The sequence below is a fragment of the Mesorhizobium sp. M1406 genome, from assembly GCF_040317555.1.
Lineage (GTDB): Bacteria > Pseudomonadota > Alphaproteobacteria > Rhizobiales > Rhizobiaceae > Mesorhizobium.
The window spans coordinates 116057-140541 of record NZ_JAMYKW010000008.1 but is presented as its reverse complement, the minus strand read 5'-3'; the positions used below and the strand labels follow the sequence as shown (position 1 = coordinate 140541).

The following is a 24485-nucleotide window of genomic DNA, read 5'->3' as shown; positions in this document are numbered from 1 at the left end:
TCTTTGTGACAGATGTGCCAGAGCGGCCGCGGGACAAAAAGCTGAAAGAGGTGCGACAACGATGATGCCGCGCGCGCCTCCCGAAGCGGGGTCTACGGCGCGAACATGATGCTTGCGTGACAGCGCATGATGCATGCCAGGTTCGTGTTCGCGCGCGCGGCACACCGCAAATCGAGGACGGCTTCGAGATGCTGCGGCTGGCGCGCGGCCTGTCGCAGGAGGAGTTTCTGGCAGGCGCCCATTGTTACACCGTCATCAACACCAACTCGCCGCGCCGACATTCCGATGGCGCAAGGCATCATCGATTTTGCACATGCGGGCCAAGTCTCGGTGATCACTCCGTTCTGCCTGGCGGGCGCCATGGCGCCGATTACCGTTGCCGGGGCGCTGACACTGCAGCATGCCGAACCGCTGGCGGGGCTGACGCTGGCGCAGCTCGTGCGGCCCGGTGCGCCGGTCGTCTACGGCTCCTTCTCCTCCAATGTCGACATGAAGTCGGGTGCACCGGCCTTCGGCACGCGAACCGCGGAGGGCGGAGCGGCGCCGGTGTCGTGAGACAGCGCCGCTACGGGCGTTTGATTTCTTGCTCCTGCCGAATTGCGGCCACGCCGCGGAACCAGCGGCGTCCCAAGACATTCAGGGTTACGGCCGGTGCCTTGTCGCATTTGCCAGCCATTGTGGGAGGACGACATGGGATTCGACCAGTATCACGAACCGCCCGAAGAATTGACGCAGGAGGTGCGGACCTTTGCCCGCATGATCACCTCGCTGATCGAGGAGGCGGAAGCGATCAGCTGGTACGAACAGCGCATGTCGGTGGAAAAAGACGCGCAAGCGCGGGCCATCATGAAGAACGCGCAAGGCGAGGAGTTCAAGCATTTCGGCATGGATCTCGAATTCCTGCTGCGCCAGAAGGAGGACTGGCGGGCGGAACTGAAGGAAATCCTGTTCACCACCGGTGACATCGTCAAGGCCGGCGAGAAGGGCGAGGAGAAGGTGGATTGAGCGTCTTTGCCGGCCTCGCCCACGATCAATCGCTGTCGCGCGCGATCAGCTCCAGCGGCCAGACCTCGCGCATGACCCGCGGACCTTCCGGGCCGGCGAAGGCCGGCATTGACGCCAGCAGCATTTCGGCGAGTCGCTGTCCCATCGGTTCCAGCGCCGGGCGGAAGGCGGTCAGCGCCGGCGAGAAGTAGCGGCAGAGCGGCGTGTCGACGATGACGGTCACGGCCATGTCGTGACCCGGCCTGATGCCCATCTCGGCCAGCGCCTTGCAGCCGCCAAGCGCCATCGCGTCATTATTGAAGATGATGGCGGTTGGCGGGTCTTTCGAGCGCATCACCCGCGGCGTCACCTCGTAGCCGCCGGCCTCGTTGATGAAGCCGGACGCAATCAGCTCGGGGTCGACCTCGATGCCGTGCCGCCGCAGGGCCTTGCGGTAGCCGGCCAGGAACAGGTAGCCGAAGTTGAGATCGAGCGACGGGCGGACGGCGGCGATGCGGCGGTGGCCGCGCGCTACGAGGCGGTCGACCGCATCGGCTCCAGCTTTTTCGAAATCGAGGTCGAGGGAAGGGTAGGACTTGGCTCCGGAGCGGCTGCGCCCGAGCGTGGCGAATGGGAAACCGACCTGGGTGAGATAGTCGATGCGCTCGTCCTCGCGCCGGGTCCAGGCCAGCAGCACGGCATCGGCGCGGCGCGTCTCGACGACACGGCGCAGCCGCTCCTGCTGGTAGTCGCCGGGCGCACCCATGACCACGATCAGGTCGAGCCCGCTTTCGGCGAGCCTGGCCTGCAGCCCGATCAGGAACGGAATGAAGAACGGCTCGCCATATTGCTGGTCGCCTGGATGCGGCTGCAGCATGAAGGCGATCGAATGGGTGGCGCCTTGCCTGAGACTGCGGCCGGACTGGTTCGGCGAGTAGTTGAGCGTCCTGGCTGCCTCGAGCACGCGTTGGCGCGTGTCGGCATTGACGTCGGCGCGGCCGTTGAGCGCGCGCGACACCGTGCCGATCGAAATGTTCAGGTGACGGGCAAGGTCGTGAATGCTGGATGCCAAGTGACAGTTCTCCCCCTTGCTTGGCTAGCACCGGCAGCCGCCCAGGCCAAGGCGACAAGACGATTTTCGCGAGCGGCCAATTGACATTCTACGCCTTCGGGTGTGTTCTCGTAAACGTTTACGGAAAACCGTTTACGGCCTTGCCGTGAATGCCGTGACGATCGGTCTGGAGGGACCGAGAGGGAGGAGTGCTGGATGATCAATGTCGTCTTGGTCGGCTGCGGAGCGATGAGCAAAGCCTGGCTCGATGCCGTGCGGCAGATCAACGGGCTTGCCATTGTCGGCCTTGTCGACCTCGACGCCGACAGGGCGCGGGCGAGGGCGCGCGAATACGACCTCACCAATGCCGTCATCGGCAGCGACCTCGACGCCGTGCTCGGCCAGACCCGGCCTGACGCGGTCTTCGATGTGGTGGTTCCCGCCGCCCGGCGCGAAGTCGCGCTTTCCGCTTTTGCCCATCATTGCCATCTCTTGACGGAAAAACCGCTCGCCGACAGTCCGGAGAATGCGCGGGCCATCGTCGAGGCGGCCCGCCAGGCCGGGCGTGTCCATGCCGTCGTCCAGAACCGTCGCTATGTCGCCAATGTCAGGCGCATCCGGAGATTTCTGGACTCCGGCGCCATCGGCGCGCCGACCAGCATCCACGCCGACTTCTTCGTCGCGCCGCATTTCGGCGGCTTTCGCGAAGAGATGGCGCATGTGCTGCTGCTCGACATGGCGATCCACACATTCGACGCCGCCCGCTACATGGTCGCCGGCGAGCCGGCCGGCGTCTATTGCCAGGAATGGGAGCCGGCCAATTCGTGGTACCGGCAGGGATCGTCGGCCAGCGCCGTCTTCGATCTCGGTGGGGGCAAGGTCTTCACCTATGCCGGTTCCTGGTGCGCCGACGGCTTCCGCACCAGCTGGGAGGGCAGCTGGCGCATCGTCGCCGAGCGCGGCAGCCTGGTCTGGGACGGCCACGACGGGCTGAAGGCAGAAGTGGTGGTGCCGGGCCGCGACGGCCTGATTGACAAGACCCAGCCGATCGAAGTGCCACCGCTCGATCCGGCCGATCGCATCGATGGCCATCTCGGCATTATCAGGGATTTCATCCGCGCCATCGAGACCGGCACCGAGCCGGAGACGCACGGCGCTGATAACATCAAGAGCCTGGCCATGGTTTTTGGCGCGATCGAAAGCGCCGAGACCGGCCGCCGGGTGACGATCGCAGAGGACGCACAATGACGCCAAACCCGCTTCTCGACATCCGGATCGGCACCATGGTGCGGGCCAATCTCGACGACCCGGCGGCCTACATCAAGGCGATCCTGCCGCTCGGCTTCGAGAGCATCCAGCCCTTCTTCTGGCAGACGCTGGGCGGCAAGGACCTGCCGCGGCTCGCCGGCCAGATCCGTGAGGCGATCGGCGATGCCGATGTCGCGGTGTCTTCGCTCGGCGTGTTCGGCAACCCGCTGGAGAGCGGCGATGTCGACCGCGGCGTGCTCCAGGCCTGGGAAACGGTGATCGACAATGCGCATCTGTTCGGCACCTCGATGGTCAGCGGCTTCACTGGGCGCCTGCGTGGCAAGCCGCTGACCGACAGCCTGCCGCGCTTCAAGGAGGTCTGGGGGCCGCTGGCCAGGCGCGCCGCCGACAAGGGCGTGCGCATCGCCTTCGAGAATTGCGCCATGGACGGCAACTGGGCTCTAGGAGACTGGAACATCGCCCACAATCCGGACGCCTGGGAGCTGATGTTCAACGAAGTGCCCGACGACAATCTGGGTCTCGAATGGGAGCCCTGCCACCAGCTCGTCTATTTGATCGATCCGATGCCGCAGATCCGCAAATGGGCGCCGCGCATCTTCCACGTCCACGGCAAGGACGCGACGGTACGCTGGGACGTGATCCGCGAGCATGGCGTGTTCGGTCGGCTGCCTTTCGTGCAGATGCGCACGCCGGGCTTCGGCGACAGCGACTGGACGCGGGTGATCAGCGAATTGCGGCTGGCCGGCTACAAGGGCGCCATCGACATCGAGGGCTGGCACGATCCGGTCTATCGCGGCGATCTGGAAATCACAGGCCAGGCACGGGCCCTGGAATATCTGAAGCAATGCCGGGGAGGCGCCAGCTACCTGCCAAACCCGGTGTGAGAGCAGACCGGCGGGGGGAGCCAGCCGGAAGTCCGCGGCGCACTGCCGAAGCGAATGTTGAAAGCCCTCGGATTGCGAGGACAAAAGGGAGGATAAGTGCATGAGCATCGCGAAGAGAACGACACTTCTGCGCTCGACCGTCGTGGCCGCCGCCACGGCGCTCTGCGCCACAATTTCCACCTTGCCCGCGCAGGCGCTCGACGCCCAATGGTGCAAGGACGTCCATATCCGTTTTTTCGTCGGGGGCGCCGAGGGCGACGCTTTCGGTACCATCGTTTACAATGGCGCCAAGCAGGCGGCGGCCGATCTCGGACCGAAGGTCGACTACATCTTCTCCCAATGGGACGTTGAAAAGATGGTGCAGCAATTGCGAGAGGCGGTCGCGGTCAAGCCCAACGGCATCGCCATGATGGGCCATCCCGGCGACGGCGCGATCATGCCGCTGGCCGAGCAGGCGCACAAGGATGGCATCAAGATGATGTACCAGAACGTGCCGGTGCCGAAGGTGGTGGAAGCGTTCGGCGGCGGCTATGTCGGCGCCCAGCAGGAGCAGCAGGGCCGCGCGCTCGGTGCCGAGGCGTTCAAGCTCGGCAAGCTCAAGGCCGGCGACAAGGCGATCATGATCGGCCCGTTCGAGAACGAGGCCCGTGGCGCGCGCGAGCGCGGCACGGTGGCGGCGCTCAAGGAGGCCGGCGTCGAAGTCATCCAGCTGTCGTCGCCGCCAAGTGGCGAATGGGCGTCCGATCCCAATCTGGCGATTCCGGTGATCACCGCGGCACTGCTCAACAATCCCGACGTCAAGGCGGTCGGTTATCCCGGCGGGCAGATGCTCGGCAATGTTCCCACCTACATGCAGGCGGCGGGACGCAAGGCGGGCGAGATCTTCAACTTCGGCTTCGACACCAGCCCTCAGATCGTCGAGGGTTTCAAGGGCGGCTGGGTGCAGCTGACGGCCGACCAGCAGCCGTTCCTGCAAGGCTATCTGCCGATCCTCAGCCTCTGCCAGCAGGTGGTGCTCGGCCTGGCGCCGATGAATGTCGACACCGGCGCCGGTTTCGTCACGCCCGACAATTACGAGATCGTCGCCGAGCTTGCCAAGCAGGCGCTGCGCTGACCTCCCAAGCCGTCGGCCGGGGTTCAGGCCCGGCCGGCGGAACCGCCGGCGAGAAGCCGGCACGAGACAATCAAGCGAGGACCGCCATGGCCGAACGTCTCATCGAACTGCGCGATATCAGCAAGTCCTATGGCCACGTCTATGCACTGGGCGGGGTCAATCTCAGCGTCGACCGCGGCGAGGTGGTCGGCTTGATCGGCGACAATGGCGCCGGCAAGTCGACGCTGATCAAGATCCTGTCCGGCGTGGTCAAGCCGACCAGCGGCGAGATCCTGGTGCGCGGCAAGCCGGTTACCGGATGGAGCGCGGCACGCTCGCGCGACGCCGGCATCGAGACGGTGTTTCAGGATCGGGCGCTGGCCGTGCAGCAGACCATCGTGCGCAACATCTTCATGGGCCGCGAACTCACCGGCTTCATGGGCTTTCTGAGGGTCAACAAGGAGATCGAGGAGGCGAGCCGGCTGATGCGCGAGATCGGTTTCACCTCGAAAGTGTTCACGCCGCATTCGATCGTCGGCCAGCTGTCCGGCGGCGAGCGCCAGGGCGTGGCGATCGCGCGCGCCATCTACAAGCAGGCGGAGCTGATCGTCCTCGACGAACCGACGACCGCGCTGTCGCTGACCGAGACCGCCAAGGTCTTCCATTTCGTGCGCCAGGTGCGGGCGAGCGGCCGCTCGATCCTGTTCATCGGGCACAACATCCACCATGTCTTCGACATCGCCGATCGCTTCGTCGTGCTGGATCGCGGCAAGGTCGCACTGACGACCGACCGCAGCCAGGTGAAAACGGCGGAAGAACTCATCAATTTCATGGAAGAGGTCGCGCATCCGGGCGGATTGGCCGGACTGCACGATGCAGGCGACGCGGAGCAGAGAGCACGATGAGCAAGACCATGGAGCCCGATCTGCACGAGCCGTCCGCCGGCATCCCCAGCCCCAGTTCCCAGAAGGAGTGGAAGCATCCATCCGACCACTGGATGCGCGGCTTCATTCTCGACAACCGCGCTTCGCTCGGCACGCTCGGCGTGTTCATCGTCATGATGGCGGTGTTCATGATCGCCAACCCGACCGTCTTCACCACCTGGTATCTCTACCGCTCGGTGCTGACGACGCTGCCGGTGGCGCTGTTCGTGGTGGTGCCGCTGGTCTTCGTCGTCACCTGCGGCGAGATCGACCTGTCGTTTCCGGCAACGATGGGTTTTGCCTCCTGGGTCTTCGCGCTGGTCGTGCAGGCCGGCTACGATCCGTTCCTTGGCATCGTCGCGGCGCTGATCACCGGCATGCTGCTCGGCTTCCTGGTAGGCTCGCTGGTGGTCTATGGCGGACTGTCGTCGCTGATCGCGACGCTCGGCATGAATTTCCTGCTGCGCGGCCTGATCCAGATCATCAACGAAGGCAAGTCGATGGCGCTGACCGGCCTCAGCGACAGCTGGGCCTACACGATCTTCTCCAGCCAGCTCCTGGGTATTCCGGTGCAGGTCTTCTGGGCTATCGCCTTCGTCGTGCTGTCGGCGATGCTCTACAACCGCCATCGCTTCGGTGCGCAGGTGAGGGTGGTCGGCGATAACCCCGACAGCGCCCAGCAGATGGGTATCGACGTCAAGCGTGTGCGGGTGAAGGTGTTCGTTTTCGTCGGCATCGGGGCGGCGATCGCCGGCACCTTCTCGGTGATGATCAATTTCACCTGGTGGCCGACCGCCGGCGACGGCTATCTGTTGCCGGTGCTGGCATCGGTGTTCGTCGGCGGCACGCCGACCTGGGGCGGCATCGGCACCGTCGTCGGCGGCGCCATCGGCGCGGTCACCGTGTCGTTCATCCAGACCGGCGTCGTGGCGGCGGGCCTGAGCGGCTTCTATGTGCAGTTCTTCAACGGCCTGATCATCATCCTGTCGCTGCTCGGCCATAAGTGGAACCAGGCAAGGTATCGGTGAAGGGGCTGTTTCGTTGGCGGCCCGCATGCCTTGACGATCGGCGCAGACGCCTATCGCTTCGTCATCCACGGGCGGAGCAAGGAGCGTAGCGACGCAGCGCAGACCCGAGGATCCATGCCGCGACTTAAACGCGTCACCACGGTGCAGAATTCTGCTCCGCTGCACCCTTCGGCCAAGGTCACGGAATGGATCCTCGGGTCTCCGCGACGTCGCTTCGCTCCTGCTCCGCCCGTGGATGACGAAGGTAGGGGGCTTCCGCTAGAGAATGGTAGACAATGGGGCAACCATAAGCTCACACCGCCGCGACGAACCCGTCCAGCACGCGTTTCTGGCCGGCCTTGTCGAAGTCGATGGTGAGCTTGTTGCCTTCGATCGCGGAAATGTTGCCGTTGCCGAATTTCTGGTGGAAGACGCGGTCGCCGACGTTGAAGGCGGATGGCTTGTCGGCGACGGATTTGGCCACCAGTTCGCCATCGATGGTGCGGCCCTTGACCGAGGTGCGGCCGGCGCCGTAGCCGCTGTCCGTCTCGCCATAGCCGATGCGCTCGACCTGATGGCCGGAGCGCGAGCCCCAGTTGCGGTCGGTGGCCTCGGTGCGGTTGGCCTGCGCGCGCTGCCAGCCCGGCGTCGCATAGGTGTTGGAGAAGGCGCCGGATTTTTCGGTGTCGGCGCCGACATTGTCGAAGCGCGAGGCGCCATAGGGGTTCTGCCTTCCCGCGCCCTGACCGCCACGACCGGAAGCAAAAGAGCCGCCGCCGTAGGAATTGCCGTAGCCACCATAGGAGTTGCCGCTTTCGGCGACCTCGACATGGGCTTCCGGCAGTTCGTCGAGAAAGCGCGATGGGATCGTCGACTGCCACAGGCCGTGGATGCGGCGGTTGGAGACGAACCACAGATGCAGGTTCTTCTTGGCGCGGGTCAGGCCGACATAGGCGAGCCGGCGCTCCTCCTCCAGCCCGGAGCGGCCGCCTTCATCGAGCGCGCGCTGGTGAGGGAACAGGCCTTCCTCCCAGCCGGGCAGGAAGACGGTTTCGAATTCGAGGCCCTTGGCCGAATGCAGCGTCATGATGTTGACGGCGTCGAGTTCGGCATTCTGCTCGGCGTCCATGACCAGCGCGACATGCTCGAGGAAGGAGCGCAGCGATTCGTACTCCTCCATCGAACGGATCAGCTCTTTCAGGTTTTCCAGCCGGCCAGGCGCTTCGACCGAGCGGTCGTTCTTCCACATGTCGGTGTAGCCGCTCTCTTCGAGAATGGTCTCGGCGAGTTCGGTGTGCGGCGTGGTTTCCAGTGCCTTCTGCCAGCGCTCGAAGTTGGCCGCGACTTCGCGCAAGGCGGCGCGTGGCTTCGGCTTCAACTCGTCGCTTTCGGCGAGCTTGGCGGCGGCTTCCAGCATCGGCACGCGCAGCGCGCGGGCCGTGTCGTGGATCTGGCGGATGGTGGCTTCGCCCAGGCCGCGCTTGGGCACGTTGACGATGCGCTCGAAGGCGAGGTCGTCGGCGCCTTGTGCTGCGACGCGGAAGAAGGCCAACGCGTCACGGATCTCCATGCGCTCGTAGAAGCGCGGGCCGCCGATAACGCGGTAGTTGAGGCCGAGCGTGACGAAGCGGTCCTCGAACTCGCGCATCTGGAAGGAGGCGCGGACCAGGATCGCCATGTCGTTGAGATTGTGCTTCTGGCGCTGGTAGGTCTCGATGGTCTCGCCGACGGCGCGGGCTTCCTCCTCGGAATCCCAGGCGGCGTGGACATGCACCTTGCCGTCCTCCGGCTCGTTCCGGTCGGTGAACAGCGTCTTGCCGAAGCGGCCCTCATTGTGGGCGATGAGGTGGGAGGCGGCGCCAAGGATGTGCGCGGTCGAGCGGTAGTTGCGCTCCAGCCGGATGATGGTGGCGCCGGGGAAATCCTTGTCGAAGCGCAGGATGTTGTCGATCTCGGCGCCGCGCCAGCCATAGATCGACTGATCGTCGTCGCCGACGCAGCAAATATTAACGGTGGCGGTGCGCGAGTTTCCCTCCCCCTTGAGGGGAGGGTGGCCGGGCGAAGCCCGGTCGGGTGGGGTCCGCGCGGCAGTGCTCGACGCCAAGGTGTTTGATGACTGGGCGGTGCCTTCTGCGGCGACCCCCTCCGCCTGCTTCGCGGGCACCTCCCCCTCAAGGGGGGAGGACTGGGGCCGCTGCGCCAGGAGCCGCAGCCACATGTACTGGGCGGTGTTGGTGTCCTGATACTCGTCGACGAGGATGTATTTGAAGCGCTTGTGGTATTCCTTCAGCACATCCGGATTGGCGCGGAAGATGCGGATCGGGTGGCAGAGAAGATCGCCGAAGTCGCAGGCGTTCAGCGTCTGCAGCCGCGCCTGATAGGCCTTGTAGAGCTCCCGGCCCTTGCCGTTGGCGAAGGCGCGCGCGTCGCCCTCGGCGATGTCGGCCGGGCCTTGCCCCTTGTTCTTCCAGCCGTCGATCATCTGGGCGAACTGCTTGGCCGGCCAGCGCTTGTCGTCGAGTCCCTCGGCCTGGATCAGCTGCTTGATCAGCCGCACGACGTCGTCGGTGTCGAGGATGGTGAAATCGGATCTCAAGCCAGCGAGTTCGGCATGGCGGCGCAGCAGCTTGACGCCGATCGAGTGGAAGGTGCCGAGCCAGGGCATGCCCTCGACATTGCCTTCGCCGATCAGGACGCCGATGCGGATCTTCATCTCGCGGGCGGCTTTGTTGGTGAAGGTCACCGCAAGGATCTGCGACGGGAAGGCTTTGCCGGTGGCGAGGATGTGAGCGATGCGGGTGGTAAGGACACGCGTCTTGCCGGTGCCGGCGCCGGCCAGCACGAGAACCGGGCCTTCGGTGGTTTCCACCGCCAGCCGCTGTTCCGGGTTGAGGCCCTTCAGATAGTCTGGTGCATTGTTGTGGCCGCTGCGGGCAGCCATGGCGCGCGCGGCAATGCCCGACGGGGCCGAGGGCCGCGCATTGGGTTCGTCGAAAAAGGGCATGTCTTCGGAAAAGCCGGACATCGCCCCGAATGTAGTGATTCGGGGGCGAAAGACCAGAAGTGTCTACGTTTTGTTCCGGTAAAGTGCCTGATATCGCCGTTCAGGCCTTGCGGTAACCGAGAGCGACGAAAACCGAACGAGCGCGCCTCGTCGGTCGTCATGGCGCCGAGACTGCTGGAAACCCTGATACAGGCAAGACGGATTGCCACCATGGCGTGTGGCCAACTTGACAGGCGCGGCGGTCAGGAGAAAGTTGTGTCTGGGGCAGGAACGATTGCGTCGGGCTGTCCTTGGCGTCGCAAAGCGCAACAGTCGAAGGAGTATCATCTTGGCTGTCACCATCACCTCCCTCGTCCTCTTGCTCATAGGCCTGGCGCTCGGCGGCGGCGGTATCCGCTTAGCTTCGCTGGGCGGCAGCTGGTATTATATCGTCGCCGGCCTCGCCTTCCTTATCGCCGCCTGGCTGCTCTACCGACGCAGATCGACCGCGCTGTGGCTCTACGCGGCGATCGTGCTCGGAACGCTGGCCTGGGCCGTCTGGGAGACCGGCTTCGACTGGTGGGAACTTGGGCCCCGCGGCGGCATCATCGTGCTTGTGGCGCTATGGCTGCTGACGCCCTGGGCGAGGCGAGGTCTTGTCGGCTCCGACGCGCGCGCGCCGCTCATCCTTGCCGTGCTGGCATCGCTTGCCGTCGCTGGTTATTCGATGACCGCCGATCCCAAGGACATTGCCGGCGAACTCGGCACCGACAAGGTGGTCACCAACGCCAACCTCGGCAACGATGTGCCGGCCGGCGAATGGCACTATTACGGCCGAACGCAGTTCGGCCAGCGCTATTCGCCGCTCGACCAGATCACGCCGGACAATGTCGCCAAGCTGCAGCCCGCCTGGACCTATCGCACCGGCGACGTCAAGGGACCGGACGATGTCGGTGAGACCACCTATCAGGTGACGCCGCTGAAGATCGGCGACACGCTCTACATCTGCACGCCGCACAATTTCGCCATCGCCATCGACACCGCGAGCGGCAAGGAGAAATGGCGCTACGATCCCAAGGTCAAGCTCGACAAGGACCGCCAGCACCAGACCTGCCGCGGCGTGTCCTATTATGCCGATGCGGCCATCGCCGCCGGCCAGCCATGCGCTGCCCGCGTCTACCTGCCGACCTCGGACGCGCGGCTGATCGCGCTCGACGCCGCCAACGGCCAGGTCTGCCCCAGCTTCGCCGAGGCCGGCACGCTGAACCTTCTGACCAACATGCCCTATCCGAAGTCGGGCTATTATTACTCGACCTCGGCGCCGCTGATATCAGGCGGCAAGATCATCGTCGGCGGCGCGGTCAACGACAATTATTCGACCCAGGAGCCGTCCGGCGTCATCCGCGCCTACGACGCTGCCACCGGCAAGCTGCTATGGAACTGGGATTCCGGCAATCCGGACCAGACGACGCCGCTGGCGGCCGACCAGACTTACACCGCCAACTCGCCCAACATGTGGTCGACGCCGAGTGCCGACGAGAAGCTCGGCCTGCTCTATGTGCCGCTCGGCAACCAGACGCCGGATCAACTCGGCGCCGGGCGCAGCGCCAATGTCGAGAAGTTCTCGTCGTCGATCACCGCGCTCGATCTCAACACCGGGCAGTTGCGCTGGGTGCGGCAGACCGTGCACCACGATCTCTGGGACATGGACGTGCCGGCGCAGCCGAGCCTGATCGACATCACCAAGGCCGACGGCACGGTGGTGCCGGCACTGGTCGGGCCGACCAAGCAGGGCGACCTCTATGTGCTCGACCGCCGAACCGGCGAGCCGGTCATCGCGGTCAACGAAGTGCCGGCGCCCGGCGGCGCCATCGAGGGCGACCACACATCGCCGACGCAGCCGGTCTCGGATCTTACCTTCATGCCGAAGCCGCTCACCGGCGCCGACATGTGGGGTCTCACCATGTTCGACCAGTTGGCTTGCCGGATCGAATTCCAGGGCCTGCGCTATGAGGGCCGCTACACACCGCCTTCCGTCCAGGGCTCGCTGATCTATCCCGGCAATTTCGGCACCTTCAACTGGGGTGGCGTCGCCGTCGATCCGGTCCGGCAGGTGCTGTTCGGCATGCCGACCTATCTGGCGTTCAAGTCGCAGCTCATTCCGCGCGATCAGGTACCGCCGCCGGACGAGGGGCGCGGCAGCGAGCAGGGACTGAACCGCAACGAGGGCGCGCCCTATGCGGTGGTGATGGGACCATTCCTGTCGCCACTCGGCATTCCTTGCCAGGCGCCGCCCTGGGGCTATGTCGCGGGCGCCGATCTCAGGACCGGCACCATCGCCTACAAGCACCGCAACGGCACCGTCTACGACATGACGCCGCTGCCGCTGCCGCTGAAGGTCGGCGTGCCCGGCATCGGCGGGCCGATGATCACCGCCGGCGGCGTCGCCTTCCTGGGGGCCGCGGTCGACGACTATCTGCGCGCCTATGACCTGACATCGGGCAAGCAGCTCTGGCAGGCGCGGCTGCCGGCCGGCGGACAATCGACGCCGATGACCTATACGGTCGCCGACGGCCGCCAGTTCGTGGTCATCGTCGCCGGCGGCCACGGTTCGGTGGGCACCAAGCCAGGAGACTATGTGATGGCCTACGCGCTGCCGAAGTAGGGGATTGTTTATGGGAGGTCAGCTTTTGCACGGGCGATCTTTCGGAACATCGCGCCGCCCCTCATCCGGCTGCCGCCACCTTCTCCCCGTATAGTGACGGGGAGAAGGGGCAATTCCTGCGGCGCTGGCGATTGGAGAAATGCTCGGCAGATACAAGGGGCAGCGCTACATGGCGTCAGCAGCGAAACGATCAGCCGAGCCCGAGATGGCTCTTCAGGCTGGGCACCGACCCGAGCACCTTGTTGGTCAGGTCGGGGCCGGCGGCTGTTTCGGCCTGCTGGACCAGCGTTTCGCCGGCCTTCTGGATCTGCGCCAAATCGAGGCCGGATGCCTTGAGCGCCGCGAGGCCGTTGACCAGCGCGCCGGCTTTTTCACCCAAAACGCCGCCAATTGCGCCCTGCAGCGATGACAGGAAGCCGCCCCCGGCCGGAGCGGCGGCCATGACGTCATATTGGTGGGCGAGATCATCAGCGCCGGGGATCTTGGCGAAAAACGCCGAGGCGCTTGTGCCTTCCGCCTCATGTTCGAGCACAGAGAAAATGGTGCCGACGACTTTTTCAGTCGTCGCCTGGTCGAGGCCCGCTTTCCGCGAGACGGTGTTGACGATGTCCTGGACGTTCATGGGCTGACCTCAACCTTGGGTTTTCTTGGATGCAGGCTGGCGCTGGTTACCGCGGACCCTGACCATCGATCGCCTGGCAGAGGCGGCCGAGCGCAGCGCCAGCAGGGCGGCAGCGGCGAGCACCAAAGTGGTTGCAAGGACCGGGGTGAAGAAGGTCATGGGTGTTGTTCCTTCTGGTCAGATCGAGCGCACAGAGGCCGCTACAGGCAGCTATCCCTAATATTATGGCAGCAGCATCAAGATTGTCGAAAATGACCAAAATGTGATTGCAGCGGGTTCTGCCGCATCACGGCTTTCGGGTGAGCACCGTCACCCAACCGTGACTGGACCATGCAAGTCTTGACCCTATCTTGCGCCGCAACGAGACTTTCCGAAGCAGAGGAGCGCATCCATGACGAAAGCCGAAGCCAACACCAAGCCCGCCATCACTCAGGCGATGATCGATGCCTATGACGAATACACGCATCTGACGCTCGATCGCCGCCGCTTCATGGAGCAGTTGACCAGGCTTGCCGGATCGGGCGCGGCGGCGGCGGCGATCGCGCCGCTTCTGGGGGCGAATTCCGCCCAGGCGGCACTCGTCGCCGACAACGATCCGCGGGTGAAGGGTGAGGACATCAGCTATCCCGGCAGCGCTGGCGAGATGAAGGGCTATCTGGTCAAGCCGGCGGATCAGGCGGGCAAGCTCGGCACGGTCATCGTCGTGCATGAGAACAGGGGACTCAATCCGCATATCCGCGACGTAGCGCGACGCGTGGCGCTGGAAGGATTCGTGGCGCTGGCGCCGGATTTTCTGTCGCCGCTCGGCGGCACGCCGGCCGATGAGGACAAAGCGCGCGACATGTTCACCAAGCTCGATTCGGCGCAGACCATCGCCAATGGTGTAGCGACCGTCGCTTTCCTCAAGGGCGACAAGGACGGCAACGGCAAGGTCGGTGCCATCGGCTTCTGCTGGGGTGGCGGCACGGTCAACATGCTTGCCGTCAACGCGCCCGATCTCAATGCCGCCGTCGCTTATTACGGCATGCAGCCGAACGCCGCCGATGTGTCTGACATCAAGGCGGCCTTGCTGCTGCACTATGGCGGACTGGACGAGCGCATCAATGCCGGCATCGATGCCTTCAAGAAGGAACTTGATGCAGCGCATGTCGAATACACGGTCTATGTCTATGAAGGCGCCAACCATGCCTTCAACAACGACACCTCGGCCGCCCGCTACGACAAGAAGGCGGCCGATCTCGCCTGGGGACGCACGATCGCCTTCCTGAAGGAGAAGCTGGCGTAGCTTCCGGCGTTGTTTCAGCGCGCCGGTTTGTGGAAGGCGACGCCGGCGACCACCAGCGCAATGCCGAGGCAATCGGTGAGGCCTGGAATCTGGCGCAGCACGATGACGCCGATCAGCGTCGCGGTGACCGGCAGCAGCGACAGCATCAGCGCGAAGCTGGCGCGCGGCAGCCGCGACATGGCGAGTTGATCGCAGATGTAGGGGATAACCGACGAGCAGATGCCGACGCCGATGGCGGCGAGCAGCAGCGGCGGTGAGAAAAAGGCCGGCAGCGCATCTCTGAAGCCGATCGGCAGCACGATGATGAAAGCGATCGCCATCGCGGCACCAAGGCCGGCGATGCCGCCGCCCGCGCCTGAGCGGGCCACGCGGTGCCCGAGCACGATGTAGCCGACAAACAGCGTGCCGTTGAGGAAGGCCCAGAACAGCCCAAGAGGATCGCTCGACCATTTGACGTCGATGAGCAGCAAGGTGCCGGCGACGGCGATAGCAAGCGCGGCGAGATTGCGCGGGGTCTTGAGGCCGATCACCGCGACACCGATGGTGCCGACGAATTCGATCGCCGCCACCAGCGAGATCGGCAAGCGGTCGAGCGCCAGATAGAACGAACAGTTCATCACCGCCAGACAGGCGCCGAAGGCCAGCAACAGCAGCCGGCTCGAGCGCTCGGCGCGGGATAAGGTTCGCCATGGATGGGTCAATGGTGCGAAGATCAGCGCGGCGGTGGCGATGCGCAGCCAAGCCATGCCAAGCACGCCGACATGCGGGAAGAGCAGCACGGCGAATGCCGGCCCGAGATAGTGGAAGACGGCGCTGACGCCGAACCAGACATGCGGCGGCAGTTTTTCCGTCAGCCTGCCGAGGGTTGAGCCGGCAGCGGCAGGGTCCGCCGCTAGAGCTTGCGTTTGATCATCCATCGGATCAGTATCGCAGGCAAATTTGCCTGTTTATATGGGTGATGATTGGCTCTTCATGCCGTGTTCCTCCCGGAAGCAAGGATTTTTTCATGAAACGCCTTCGGACTGAAAGCGCCGATCTCGATGCCGCAGATATGAAAATCCTGCGCTTGCTGGAAAAGGACGCGCGCATCAGCACGGCGGAGCTTGCGCGCTCGGTCGGCCTGTCGGCGCCGAGCGTGGCCGAGCGCATCAAGCGGTTGCAGGAGAGCGGCGTCATCGAGGCCTATTCGGTCAGGATCAACCCTACAGCACTCGGCCTGCCGCTGTCGGCATGGCTGCGCATCCGTCCGGTACCCGGGCAACTGGCTGTCGTGGCCGAAATCATCCGTGAGCTGCCGGAGATCGCGCAATGCGATCGAGTGACCGGCGAGGACTGTTTCATCGCGCTGGCTCATGTCGGCTCGGTGGCCGACCTTGAACGGGTGATCGATCGGATCATTCCCTATGCGATGACCAACACGGCAATCATCCAGTCATCGCCGGTGGTGGCCCGCTCGCCATTGGCGGCGGTGAAACGCACGGTTTGAGGGCGAAGGAATCATCGGTTCGAGGGTTTTAAGCGTGGCCGCGCTTCAGGCGGGCGCGCTTCAGAATGGTGCGCCAGCGGATCATGTCGAACGGGATCGGTTCGTTGTTGTTGGCAATGTGGAATATCTCGTTGTCGACGTTCTTGAGCGAGCGCCAGAAATCATAGTCGGTGATGCGCGGATCGGCGGCCAGCCTGTCCACCTCGACCTTGATGTCGGTTTTCATGCACTTCCCTCGAACCGGCTTCGCCGCGCCGCCCGCATCGCAACCCTGTGCGGACCGTTTTCAACCGCTCCGCTGAGTCGTTCAACGGCTCAATTGGCTTTGTTCCCGTTAAAACCTCGGTAAGGTTAACGCGGGCGCGGGGCCGCTTCAAGCACCGCTGCCAGCCGATTTGAAGGTTCTGCGATTTTAAATTGTCGGTGTGCTTTGAAGCCCGGAACGGGATGGGTGTCGGCTTCGCCCCTATTTGCGTTTGATGCCGATCGAGCGGCCGGCGCGCTCTGGCATCGGCAGTGCCGAGTGGGCGGCGCGCATGGTTTCGACCTTGGCAAGCACATCGGCGGGGAAAGGCGCTACCTTCGGTCCGGACATGTCGACATGCAGGGAAAGCGATTCGGAGGTGGCGGCGAGCCAACCGTCGACATGGCGGATTTCCTGGTAAACCCGCAGCCGCTTGTCGTCATGGTCTATGAGTTGGAAGGAGACCGTGACCTTGTGCTCGAGATGCAACTCCTGCACGTAGCAAACATGGACTTCGGCCGTATAGATCGTGAGGCGGCGGTCCCTGGCATAGTTCGCCCCCATGCCCATTACGTCGAAGGCGTCGTCCGAGCAGCGGTCGAACAGCACGTTGTAATAGGCCATGTTGAGATGGCCGTTGTAATCGATCCAATCCTTCTCGATGTCCATCGGTCGGGAGACGAAGGGGGCGGAAATGGGCATCGAAACTTCCTTATGCTGGCGCTGGACAGAGCATGGCGGGTAAGACTACGCATCCATAATCGCACAACAAGGGTGGACGCTGGTCCATTCGCGGAGGAATTCATGGCTCTGAGCGACCTCAATCCGGTCGAACGCAACGAGGAAGGCATCGCCGCGGTGCTCGGCATCCTCAAGCAGCGGCTGGGCGAACGCTTCCAGACCGGCGAGGCCATCCGCTCCCAGCACGCGCACACCACCACCTATATTCCGACCCAGGCGCCGGACGGCGTGGCCTTTCCCGAGACGACCGCCGAGGTGCAGGAGATCGTGCGCGCCTGCGCCGCGCACCGCGTGCCGGTCATCGCCTTCGGCGTCGGCTCGTCGCTGGAAGGTCACACCAACGCACCGGGCGGCGGCATATCGATCGACACGTCGCGCATGAACCGCATCCTGGCGGTCAATCCGCAGGATCTCGACTGCACGGTCGAACCCGGCGTCACCCGCGAGGATCTGAACCGGCATCTGCGCGACACCGGCCTGTTCTTTCCGATCGATCCGGGCGCCAATGCCTCACTCGGCGGCATGGCGGCGACGCGGGCGTCCGGCACCAACGCGGTGCGTTACGGCACGATGCGCGAGAACGTGCTGTCGCTGACGGCAGTCATGGCCGACGGCGAAACGGTGACGACCGGCAAGCGCGCGAAAAAGAGTTCGGCCGGGTATGATTTGACGCGACTGCTGATCGGCTCGGAAGGCACGCTCGGCATCATCACCTCGCTGACGCTCAGGCTACAAGGCATTCCGCAAGCGATCTCCGGCGGAGTCTGCCCGTTTCCGAGCGTCGAGGCGGCCTGCAACGCGGTCATCGCGACGATCCAGATGGGCATTCCGGTGGCGCGCATCGAACTGGTCAATGCGCTGCAGATGCGGGCGATGAAGAATTATTCGAAGCTCGACTATCCCGAGAGCCCGTGCCTGTTCGTCGAGTTTCACGGCAGCGATGCCGGGGTTGCCGAGCAGGCCGAGACTTTTGGCATGATCGCCGAGGAGAATGGCGGCGGGCCGTTCCTGTGGACCAGTGTCGCCGAGGAACGGACGAAACTGTGGAAGGCAAGGCACGACGCCTACTGGTCGTCGCTGACGCTGCGGCCGGGCGCCAAGGGCCTGTCGACCGACGTCTGCGTGCCGATTTCGCGCTTTGCCGAGTGCGTCATGGAAACCGAAGCCGACATCGCCGAGATGGGCCTGATCGCACCGATCGTCGGCCATGCCGGTGACGGCAATTTTCACGTGCTGGTGCTGATGGACGTGAACGATCCGAAGGAGATCGCGCTGTCGGAAAAATTCGTCGCGCGGCTCAACATGCGGGCAATCGCCATGGATGGCACCTGCACCGGCGAGCACGGCATCGGCCAGGGCAAGATCGGCTTCCTGCGTCATGAGCTTGGCCACGGCGTCGACATCATGCGCACCATCAAGCAGGCGCTCGATCCCTTGAACATCATGAATCCGGGCAAGATATTGCCGGGAAACTAGGCGAGTCCTCCGACGCAAGGTTCACATACGGCTCATTTCGACCGAGCCACGATTGGAACTGAGATCGGCCGCACTGCGAGGTCTGAAACGGTCCGCCACCTTCGGAACCGATTCATAGCTTTCACGTTGCGGCAACCAACGGAACATCGTCTAGCGGAGCGGTCGCCCATGAACTGGAAAGGCGTCTGGAAGAATCAATACGGGTCCATTGTCGAAATCACCGATGATGCGGACAATCGCATATCGGGATCGTTTCGAACCGCGCTGACGGATAGCGGATTCCATGGCCAGGAAATTCCGATTTTGGGCGTCCACTGCGGTGACTGCATTAGCTTTGCCGGCAGCGGGAAAACGCCAGTCGGCGATGCAATCGTCTCTTATACCGGCCTCCTTCGGGAGGGAAAAATGGAGACGTTGTGGTTTGTCGTCTCGGATGCGGCGATTAAGGCCAGCGGCGAGGGCCAACCTGCGAAAATCGAAAAACTGAATTGGTGGAGTTCGATGTCGACCAGCGCGGACACGTTCCAAAGAAGCTAGTCCCAATGGCCAGCGAAGCCATTTGGCCTCGCACGACGCCGCTCTGGTCATCGCGGTAAGGCCAGCAGCGGGTGTCGACTATGTTCGCATGCGCCCAAAGCGGAAGTAAATCCGGAGCGTTAGCGTGCGGCCGCAAGCTTCTCCTACACGCCCTGAACAAGGGTTTGCAGCATGGGGCGAGTTGGCGCGAAGAATGTCGTGCCGGTGTGCGGCGTCGAGAAATCAAGCAGGCGGTCGTAAGCGCCCGGCGGCTCACCGATGTACATGCGCTGAAGCATCTTCTCGATCACCCAGAGATATCTGGAATAGCCGATAAAGTAGGTGCCGAACTCTTGCTGCCCCGGCCGGCCGAAGGGCATGTTGTCGCGCAGGATGTCGTATTCGTTGCCATCGGCATCCTCGATGGTGGCGAGCGATTTGTGCGACTTGCGCGGCGCGGCGTCATCGTCGATTTCGATGTTGTCGATCTTGGTGCGGCCGATGATCTCTTCCTGAAGGGGTGTCGGGGTCCGTGCCCACGCCTGGAGATCGTGCAGATATTTCTGCACGACGACATAGCTGCCCCCGGCGAATTCGGCGTCTTCATCGCCGACGAGTGCCGACGCCGGCAGATCGAGGCCGGTCGGGTTGGCGGTTCCGTCGACAAAGCCGAGCAGGTCACGTGCATCGAAATAGCGAAAGCCCGAGACTTCATCGACGACGGTCACGCCGTCACCGAGACTGTCGAGCAAAATGCGTTCGAACTCGAAGCACATGTCAGGGCGTTCGGACCGGATATGGAAGAGAAGATCGCCCGCTGTCGATGGCGCCGAATGAACGGGTCCCTTGATCGGCGCGAACGGTTTCAATTCGAGCGGGCGCCGATCGGGAGAGAAACGGTCCCAGAGATCGCGGCCGATGCCCGCTATGCACGACAGTCGCCCGGAGAGGTCGCGGAACCCGACGGTCTTCACCAGGTCATCAAGTTCGCCGAGCACCGAGGCGACCTTGGCGAGCGCGCTCTGTTCGCTGGCGACAGTGACGACAAGAAAGACCGCCGAAAGCGACAGCGGAGCGTCGACGCTCTGCGCATCGATCGGCACCCGGTCCCAGTTCTTCCCAGACATTCGAATCTCCGCTTTGCCGGGATTTGTTTCAGATCACCGGACATCAGGCAACACTGGATGATTTGCCTCTTTATCGACACGCGGATGCGGGTAGAGTGCGGCAGGATTTCAATCAACCCGTTCGGAGCTGATGCTCGCTCGCCTGTTCGTGATCTTCGGTGGCCTTTTTGTGCTTGTGCTGTGTGCGGCGCTGGTGGTGCCGTATTTTGTCGACTGGACCGGCTACCGCGCCGATTTCGAACGCGAGGCGAGCGCCATTCTCGGCCGCAAGGTGACCGTGCGGGGCGACGCCACGGCTAGGCTGTTGCCGTTCCCGTCGGTGACCTTCGCGAATGTCGCCGTCGCCGGTGGCCCCAACGGCCAGCCGGCCATGACCGTCGAGACGTTTTCGATGGATGCGGAACTGGCGCCCTTCCTGCGCGGTGAAGTGCTGATCTTCGACATGCGGCTGGTGCGGCCGAAAGCGACCATCGATATTGCCAATGACGGCACGGTCGACTGGGCGATGCGGCCGTCCTCGCCCTTCGACCTCAACCAGATCTCGATCGAAAAGCTGACAGTGACCGAAGGTCAGGTCGAACTGCGCCATGCCGCCGGCGGCCGCAGCCATCTGATGTCCGAGATAAATTCGACCATTTCGGCCAAGTCGCTGGCCGGCCCGTGGCGCATGGACGGCACGCTGCGGCTGGACGGTCTTCGCACCACGGTCGCGGCGTCCACCGGCAAGGCCGAAGGCACAGGGCAGATGCGGCTTCGGCTGAAGGCCGATCCGGACGCCTATCCGCTGGTCATCGAGACCGACGGCAATGCCGGCATCGTCAATGGGGCTGCCGTCTATTCCGGCCAGTTCAAGATCTCAAATCCGGACAAGAATGGCGCCGACAAGAACAGCGCGGAGCTGCGCGGCACCGATGGCGAGACGAAGGTCAGCGCCGGCAAGCCCGATCCGGGCTTTCGGCTGAACGGCAAGTTTTCGCTCGACCACCAGAAGTTGGGCGTCGACGAATTTCGATTCGAGACCGGGCCGCTCGACAACCCCTACACCGCCGACGGCAAGGCCTCGGTCGATCTCGGGCTAGAGCCCAGCTTTGCCATCGAAGCCAGTGGCGCTCAGGTGCAGCTCGACGAGGCGGTGGGTGCGCAGGCTGGTGCCGGGCTGACATTGGATCAGCGCATTGCGGGGCTGGAGCAGGCATTGCTCGATATGCCGAAGCCGACCATTCCCGGTACCGTCGAGGTCAAGCTGCCAGCGGTGGTGGCCGGCGACACCACGGTGCGCGACGTTCATCTGTCCGCCGAGCCGGTCGATGGGGGCTGGTCGGTGAAATCGCTTGCCGCGACCTTGCCCGGTCGCACCACGCTGGAAGCAGATGGCATGCTCTTGCTCAACGTGGAGGGCCATTTCGGCTTCAACGGCTCGTTGCTGCTCGCCGTGGCGCAACCTTCGGGTTTTGCAGCGTGGCTGTCGAAGGACGTCGACGAGGCGATCCGCCGTTTGCCCGCCGCCGGCTTCAAGGCCAAGGTCGACCTCTCGGAAAAGCGGCAGGCCTTCAGTGATCTCGAACTGATCCTGGGCAAGGCGAAGTTTTCCGGCCGCATCGATGCTAGCCAGCCTGACGATGCCAAGCCGTCGGTGCTGATGCGACTCGAAGGCGGCGAACTCGATGTCGACGGGCTGGCGGCCTTTGCCTCGATCTTCGTCAGCGACAAGGGTGCCAATCGCTTTGCCGACCGCGACCTCGATTTCCAGATCAAGGCCGGTCCGGTCAGCGCCGGCGGGCTGACCGCCGACACGGTCGATACCGCACTGAGGCTGCGCGACGGGCTGCTCGAAATCGACCGGCTGTCGGTGGGCGGGCTGGCCGGCGCCTCGATCAGCGCCACCGGCAGGATCAAGGATTTCCCGGCACGCCCGACCGGCAAGCTCGACGCCTCGGTGGTTGCCGTCGACCTGAAGCCACTGATGGATGTCGCCGCCCAGCATTATCCCGACAGCGCCGTGCTCAAAGGACTGGCAAGCCGTGCCGCCGCCTATCCGGAGCTGTTCCAGGATGCGCGCGTCGACCTGGTGGCGAGTGCGGCGGACAATGGCGACGGCACCTCGGGCCTGGCGGTGAGCGGGCAAGGCAAGGCCGGCGGCTCGGCTTTTTCCGCGTCGCTGTCGGGGAAGGGGGCGGTGGACAAGCTTCTCGAAGCTCCGGTGGCGCTGACCTTCAACGCTAAAAATCCTGACGCCACCGCGCTGCTGGCGCTCTACGGCCTGCCGGCGCTGCCGCTTGGCATGCTGGGCGAGGCAAGCACGGACATCCAGGCCAAGGGCACGCTTGGCGGCGGCCTGGCGACGAGTTTCAGCCTTGCCGGCGATGACTTCAAGGCCGGTTTTGAGGGAACGATCGCCGATACCCCGCAAGGCCTCGCCGCCAAGGGCAAGCTTAGCCTCGACGCCGCCGACATCGAACCATGGCTGATGACATCAGGCATCGGCCTGCCAGGCATGGGTGCCGGCATGTCGACGTCGCTCTCGGCGCAGGGCGACTATGGCAACGGTCTGCTGGTGCTGGACGAACTCAGCGGCGCCATCAACGAAGCGGCGGTGTCCGGCGACGTCGATGTCGACGTCAAGGACGGCGTGCCGCATCTGGCCGGCGCGCTGGCGCTCGACGAACTCGACCTCGATCCGATGGCGGTGACGCTGTTTGGCGATTCCGCCTTTCTTGCCGACAAGGAAGGAACCGATAAGAGTGGGGCGTGGCCGGCCACACCGTTCAGCCAGAAATCCAATCTGCCGTTCACCGCCGATCTCGACCTGACGACGGCAGCGCTTGCCGCCGGCCGGTTCACGACCGCCTATGATGCCGCCTTTTCGCTCAAGCTCGACCAGGAAGGCATCCGCGTTTCGGATCTGAAGGCGAAATTGCTGGGCGGGGCGCTGACCGGCCTGTTCGAGCTGAAGAACAATGACGGCACCGGACTTTTCACCGGCCAGATGAAACTGGCTGGCGCCGATTTGGCGACCATGCTGCCGGATGCCGGCATCAGCGGCAATGGCGATTTCTCGGCGGCGCTGTCAAGCAGCGGCAAATCGGTCGAAGGGATGGTGGCCGCCTTGTCAGGCTCCGGTACGGCGGCGTTGAGGGGCTTGCAGGTCGCCGGTGTCAATCCCGATGCGTTCAGTGCATTCCTCGCCAAGGCGGATGCGATCGGGCGTGACATCGATGCGGCCAAGACCGCCGGCTTTGCGCCTGAAATTGCCGCCGATGGCAGTCTTGCCGCCAAGGACACCGATATCGCCTTCACGGTTGCTGGCGGTATGCTCAGGGCACCGCCGGTCAACCTCGAAAATCCGGCGGCGACCTTGTCCGCCGACATCACGGCCGATCTCAATACCAGCATGATTTCCGCCAAGGGGACGATCGCCTATCGGCCGGGCGATGACGCCCTGGTCGGCTCCGAGCCGACGGTGAATTTCACCGCCGAGGGGCCCTTCGGCGCGGTGAAACGAGAGTTCGACAGCGAGCCGCTGGCGCAGTTCCTGACTCAGCGCGCGCTGGAAAGGGAGCAGCAGCGGGTCGAGGCAATGCAGGCCGAACTGCTCGAAAAGCAGCGGCTGCGGCGCGAGGTACGCTACTACGCGGCGCTGCAGGACGAGCGTGACAAGGCGGCCGAGGAATTGCGCAAGCAGGAGGAAGCAGCGCGGCTGAAGGCCGAAGCTGACGCCAAGGCGAAGGCCGAAGCGGACGCTCAGGCGAAAGCCGAGGCCGACGCCAAAGCTCAGGCCGACGCGGAGGCGAAGGCCAAGGCGGATGCCGACGCCAAAGCCAAGGCGGATGCGGACGCCAAGGCCGCTGTTGAACGGCAGGCCGCCGACGAGGCGGCCAAGGCGCAGGCCGAGCAGGAGCGGCAGAAGATTGAAGAGGCGATGCGTGTGGTCTCGCAGGAAAAGGCAAGGCTCGAGGCCGAACGCAAAGCCGCGCAGCAGCCTCCCAAGGTGGAGCGTGCGCCACTGCCGGAGGCCAACGGCAATCCGCCGCCGGCCAAGCCGAAATCCAATCCGTTCACGATCGACAATCTGCTGAAGTCACTGCAGTAGGCAGTAGGCAGTAGGCAGTAGGCAGTAGGTAAGGCCTTT

General features: G+C 64.2%; 20 protein-coding genes and 1 pseudogene. 13 read left to right on the top strand and 8 right to left on the bottom strand.

Annotated elements, in window-relative coordinates; all coding sequences use genetic code 11:
• Positions 1-152 precede the first annotated feature (152 nt).
• Positions 153-519: pseudogene (locus tag NKH03_RS10490) on the top strand (trimethylamine methyltransferase family protein); the annotation flags it as partial.
• A gap of 171 nt (positions 520-690) precedes the next feature.
• Positions 691-1005, top strand: a complete 315-nt coding sequence (locus NKH03_RS10485) for a ferritin family protein (RefSeq protein ID WP_352865271.1) — start codon at positions 691-693, stop codon at positions 1003-1005.
• Between the two features lie 25 nt (positions 1006-1030).
• On the opposite strand, the gene NKH03_RS10480 is transcribed toward NKH03_RS10485, so the two are convergent.
• Positions 1031-2056 carry a LacI family DNA-binding transcriptional regulator gene (locus NKH03_RS10480; RefSeq protein ID WP_352968311.1) on the bottom strand — a complete coding sequence of 342 codons (1026 nt, stop codon included), beginning with the start codon at positions 2054-2056 and terminating at the stop codon, positions 1031-1033.
• Between the two features lie 195 nt (positions 2057-2251).
• On the opposite strand from NKH03_RS10480, the gene NKH03_RS10475 reads away from it, so the two are divergent.
• The 5 genes from NKH03_RS10475 (at position 2252) to NKH03_RS10455 (ending at position 7232) form a co-directional block, all read left to right on the top strand.
• The gene (locus NKH03_RS10475) at positions 2252-3283 is read left to right on the top strand and encodes a Gfo/Idh/MocA family protein (protein ID WP_352865267.1); all 1032 of its coding nucleotides are present in this window, start codon (positions 2252-2254) and stop codon (positions 3281-3283) included.
• Complete coding sequence (locus tag NKH03_RS10470) at positions 3280-4188, top strand: sugar phosphate isomerase/epimerase family protein (RefSeq protein WP_352865264.1); 909 nt, start codon at positions 3280-3282, stop codon at positions 4186-4188. The genes NKH03_RS10475 and NKH03_RS10470 overlap by 4 nt, the downstream gene beginning before the upstream one ends.
• Before the next feature lie 100 nt (positions 4189-4288).
• Positions 4289-5302, top strand: a complete 1014-nt coding sequence (locus NKH03_RS10465) for a substrate-binding domain-containing protein (protein ID WP_023757039.1) — start codon at positions 4289-4291, stop codon at positions 5300-5302.
• 86 nt (positions 5303-5388) lie between these two features.
• Positions 5389-6186 carry an ATP-binding cassette domain-containing protein gene (locus tag NKH03_RS10460; protein WP_352968310.1) on the top strand — a complete coding sequence of 266 codons (798 nt, stop codon included), beginning with the start codon at positions 5389-5391 and terminating at the stop codon, positions 6184-6186.
• Positions 6183-7232 (top strand): ABC transporter permease, encoded by a 1050-nt coding sequence (locus tag NKH03_RS10455; RefSeq protein ID WP_352968309.1) that lies wholly within the window; start codon positions 6183-6185, stop codon positions 7230-7232. Before NKH03_RS10460 ends, NKH03_RS10455 begins: the two co-directional genes overlap by 4 nt.
• Positions 7233-7524: 292 nt before the next feature.
• On the opposite strand, the gene NKH03_RS10450 is transcribed toward NKH03_RS10455, so the two are convergent.
• Complete coding sequence (locus tag NKH03_RS10450) at positions 7525-10236, bottom strand: ATP-dependent helicase (RefSeq protein WP_352968307.1); 2712 nt, start codon at positions 10234-10236, stop codon at positions 7525-7527.
• A gap of 307 nt (positions 10237-10543) precedes the next feature.
• Between NKH03_RS10450 and NKH03_RS10445 the strand changes: the two genes are divergently transcribed.
• Complete coding sequence (locus tag NKH03_RS10445; protein WP_352968306.1) at positions 10544-12859, top strand: glucose/quinate/shikimate family membrane-bound PQQ-dependent dehydrogenase; 2316 nt, start codon at positions 10544-10546, stop codon at positions 12857-12859.
• A 190-nt stretch (positions 12860-13049) separates the two neighbouring features.
• Here NKH03_RS10445 and NKH03_RS10440 read toward each other — a convergent pair whose 3' ends face one another.
• Together NKH03_RS10440 and NKH03_RS10435 are read right to left on the bottom strand one after the other, a co-directional pair.
• Positions 13050-13481 carry a hypothetical protein gene (locus NKH03_RS10440; protein WP_352968305.1) on the bottom strand — a complete coding sequence of 144 codons (432 nt, stop codon included), beginning with the start codon at positions 13479-13481 and terminating at the stop codon, positions 13050-13052.
• A 9-nt stretch (positions 13482-13490) separates the two neighbouring features.
• Positions 13491-13640, bottom strand: coding sequence for a hypothetical protein (locus NKH03_RS10435; protein ID WP_352968304.1), 150 nt, complete (start codon positions 13638-13640; stop codon positions 13491-13493).
• 232 nt (positions 13641-13872) lie between these two features.
• Here NKH03_RS10435 and NKH03_RS10430 point away from each other — a divergent pair, with 232 nt between their 5' ends.
• Positions 13873-14766 (top strand): dienelactone hydrolase family protein, encoded by an 894-nt coding sequence (locus NKH03_RS10430; RefSeq protein WP_352968303.1) that lies wholly within the window; start codon positions 13873-13875, stop codon positions 14764-14766.
• A gap of 14 nt (positions 14767-14780) precedes the next feature.
• Here NKH03_RS10430 and NKH03_RS10425 read toward each other — a convergent pair whose 3' ends face one another.
• Positions 14781-15683 (bottom strand): EamA family transporter, encoded by a 903-nt coding sequence (locus tag NKH03_RS10425; RefSeq protein WP_352968302.1) that lies wholly within the window; start codon positions 15681-15683, stop codon positions 14781-14783.
• Between the two features lie 89 nt (positions 15684-15772).
• Here NKH03_RS10425 and NKH03_RS10420 point away from each other — a divergent pair, with 89 nt between their 5' ends.
• Entirely contained in the window at positions 15773-16252 is a 480-nt protein-coding gene (locus tag NKH03_RS10420; protein WP_352968301.1) for an Lrp/AsnC family transcriptional regulator, read from the top strand.
• A gap of 28 nt (positions 16253-16280) precedes the next feature.
• Here the strand turns inward: NKH03_RS10420 and NKH03_RS10415 are convergent, their stop codons facing one another.
• Both NKH03_RS10415 and NKH03_RS10410 read right to left on the bottom strand, forming a co-directional pair.
• Positions 16281-16478 carry a hypothetical protein gene (locus tag NKH03_RS10415; protein ID WP_284271956.1) on the bottom strand — a complete coding sequence of 66 codons (198 nt, stop codon included), beginning with the start codon at positions 16476-16478 and terminating at the stop codon, positions 16281-16283.
• 240 nt (positions 16479-16718) lie between these two features.
• Positions 16719-17198, bottom strand: coding sequence for a thioesterase family protein (locus NKH03_RS10410; RefSeq protein ID WP_352879998.1), 480 nt, complete (start codon positions 17196-17198; stop codon positions 16719-16721).
• Between the two features lie 102 nt (positions 17199-17300).
• On the opposite strand from NKH03_RS10410, the gene NKH03_RS10405 reads away from it, so the two are divergent.
• The gene (locus NKH03_RS10405; protein WP_352968300.1) at positions 17301-18713 is read left to right on the top strand and encodes an FAD-binding oxidoreductase; all 1413 of its coding nucleotides are present in this window, start codon (positions 17301-17303) and stop codon (positions 18711-18713) included.
• Positions 18714-18881: 168 nt separating this feature from the next.
• Positions 18882-19250: an avidin/streptavidin family protein gene (locus NKH03_RS10400; RefSeq protein ID WP_352968299.1), complete on the top strand. Its 369-nt coding sequence runs from the start codon at positions 18882-18884 to the stop codon at positions 19248-19250.
• Between the two features lie 143 nt (positions 19251-19393).
• Here NKH03_RS10400 and NKH03_RS10395 read toward each other — a convergent pair whose 3' ends face one another.
• Positions 19394-20356, bottom strand: a complete 963-nt coding sequence (locus tag NKH03_RS10395; protein ID WP_352968298.1) for a Dyp-type peroxidase — start codon at positions 20354-20356, stop codon at positions 19394-19396.
• A gap of 130 nt (positions 20357-20486) precedes the next feature.
• Here NKH03_RS10395 and NKH03_RS10390 point away from each other — a divergent pair, with 130 nt between their 5' ends.
• Positions 20487-24446 carry an AsmA family protein gene (locus tag NKH03_RS10390; RefSeq protein ID WP_352968297.1) on the top strand — a complete coding sequence of 1320 codons (3960 nt, stop codon included), beginning with the start codon at positions 20487-20489 and terminating at the stop codon, positions 24444-24446.
• The last annotated feature ends 39 nt before the right edge of the window (positions 24447-24485 follow it).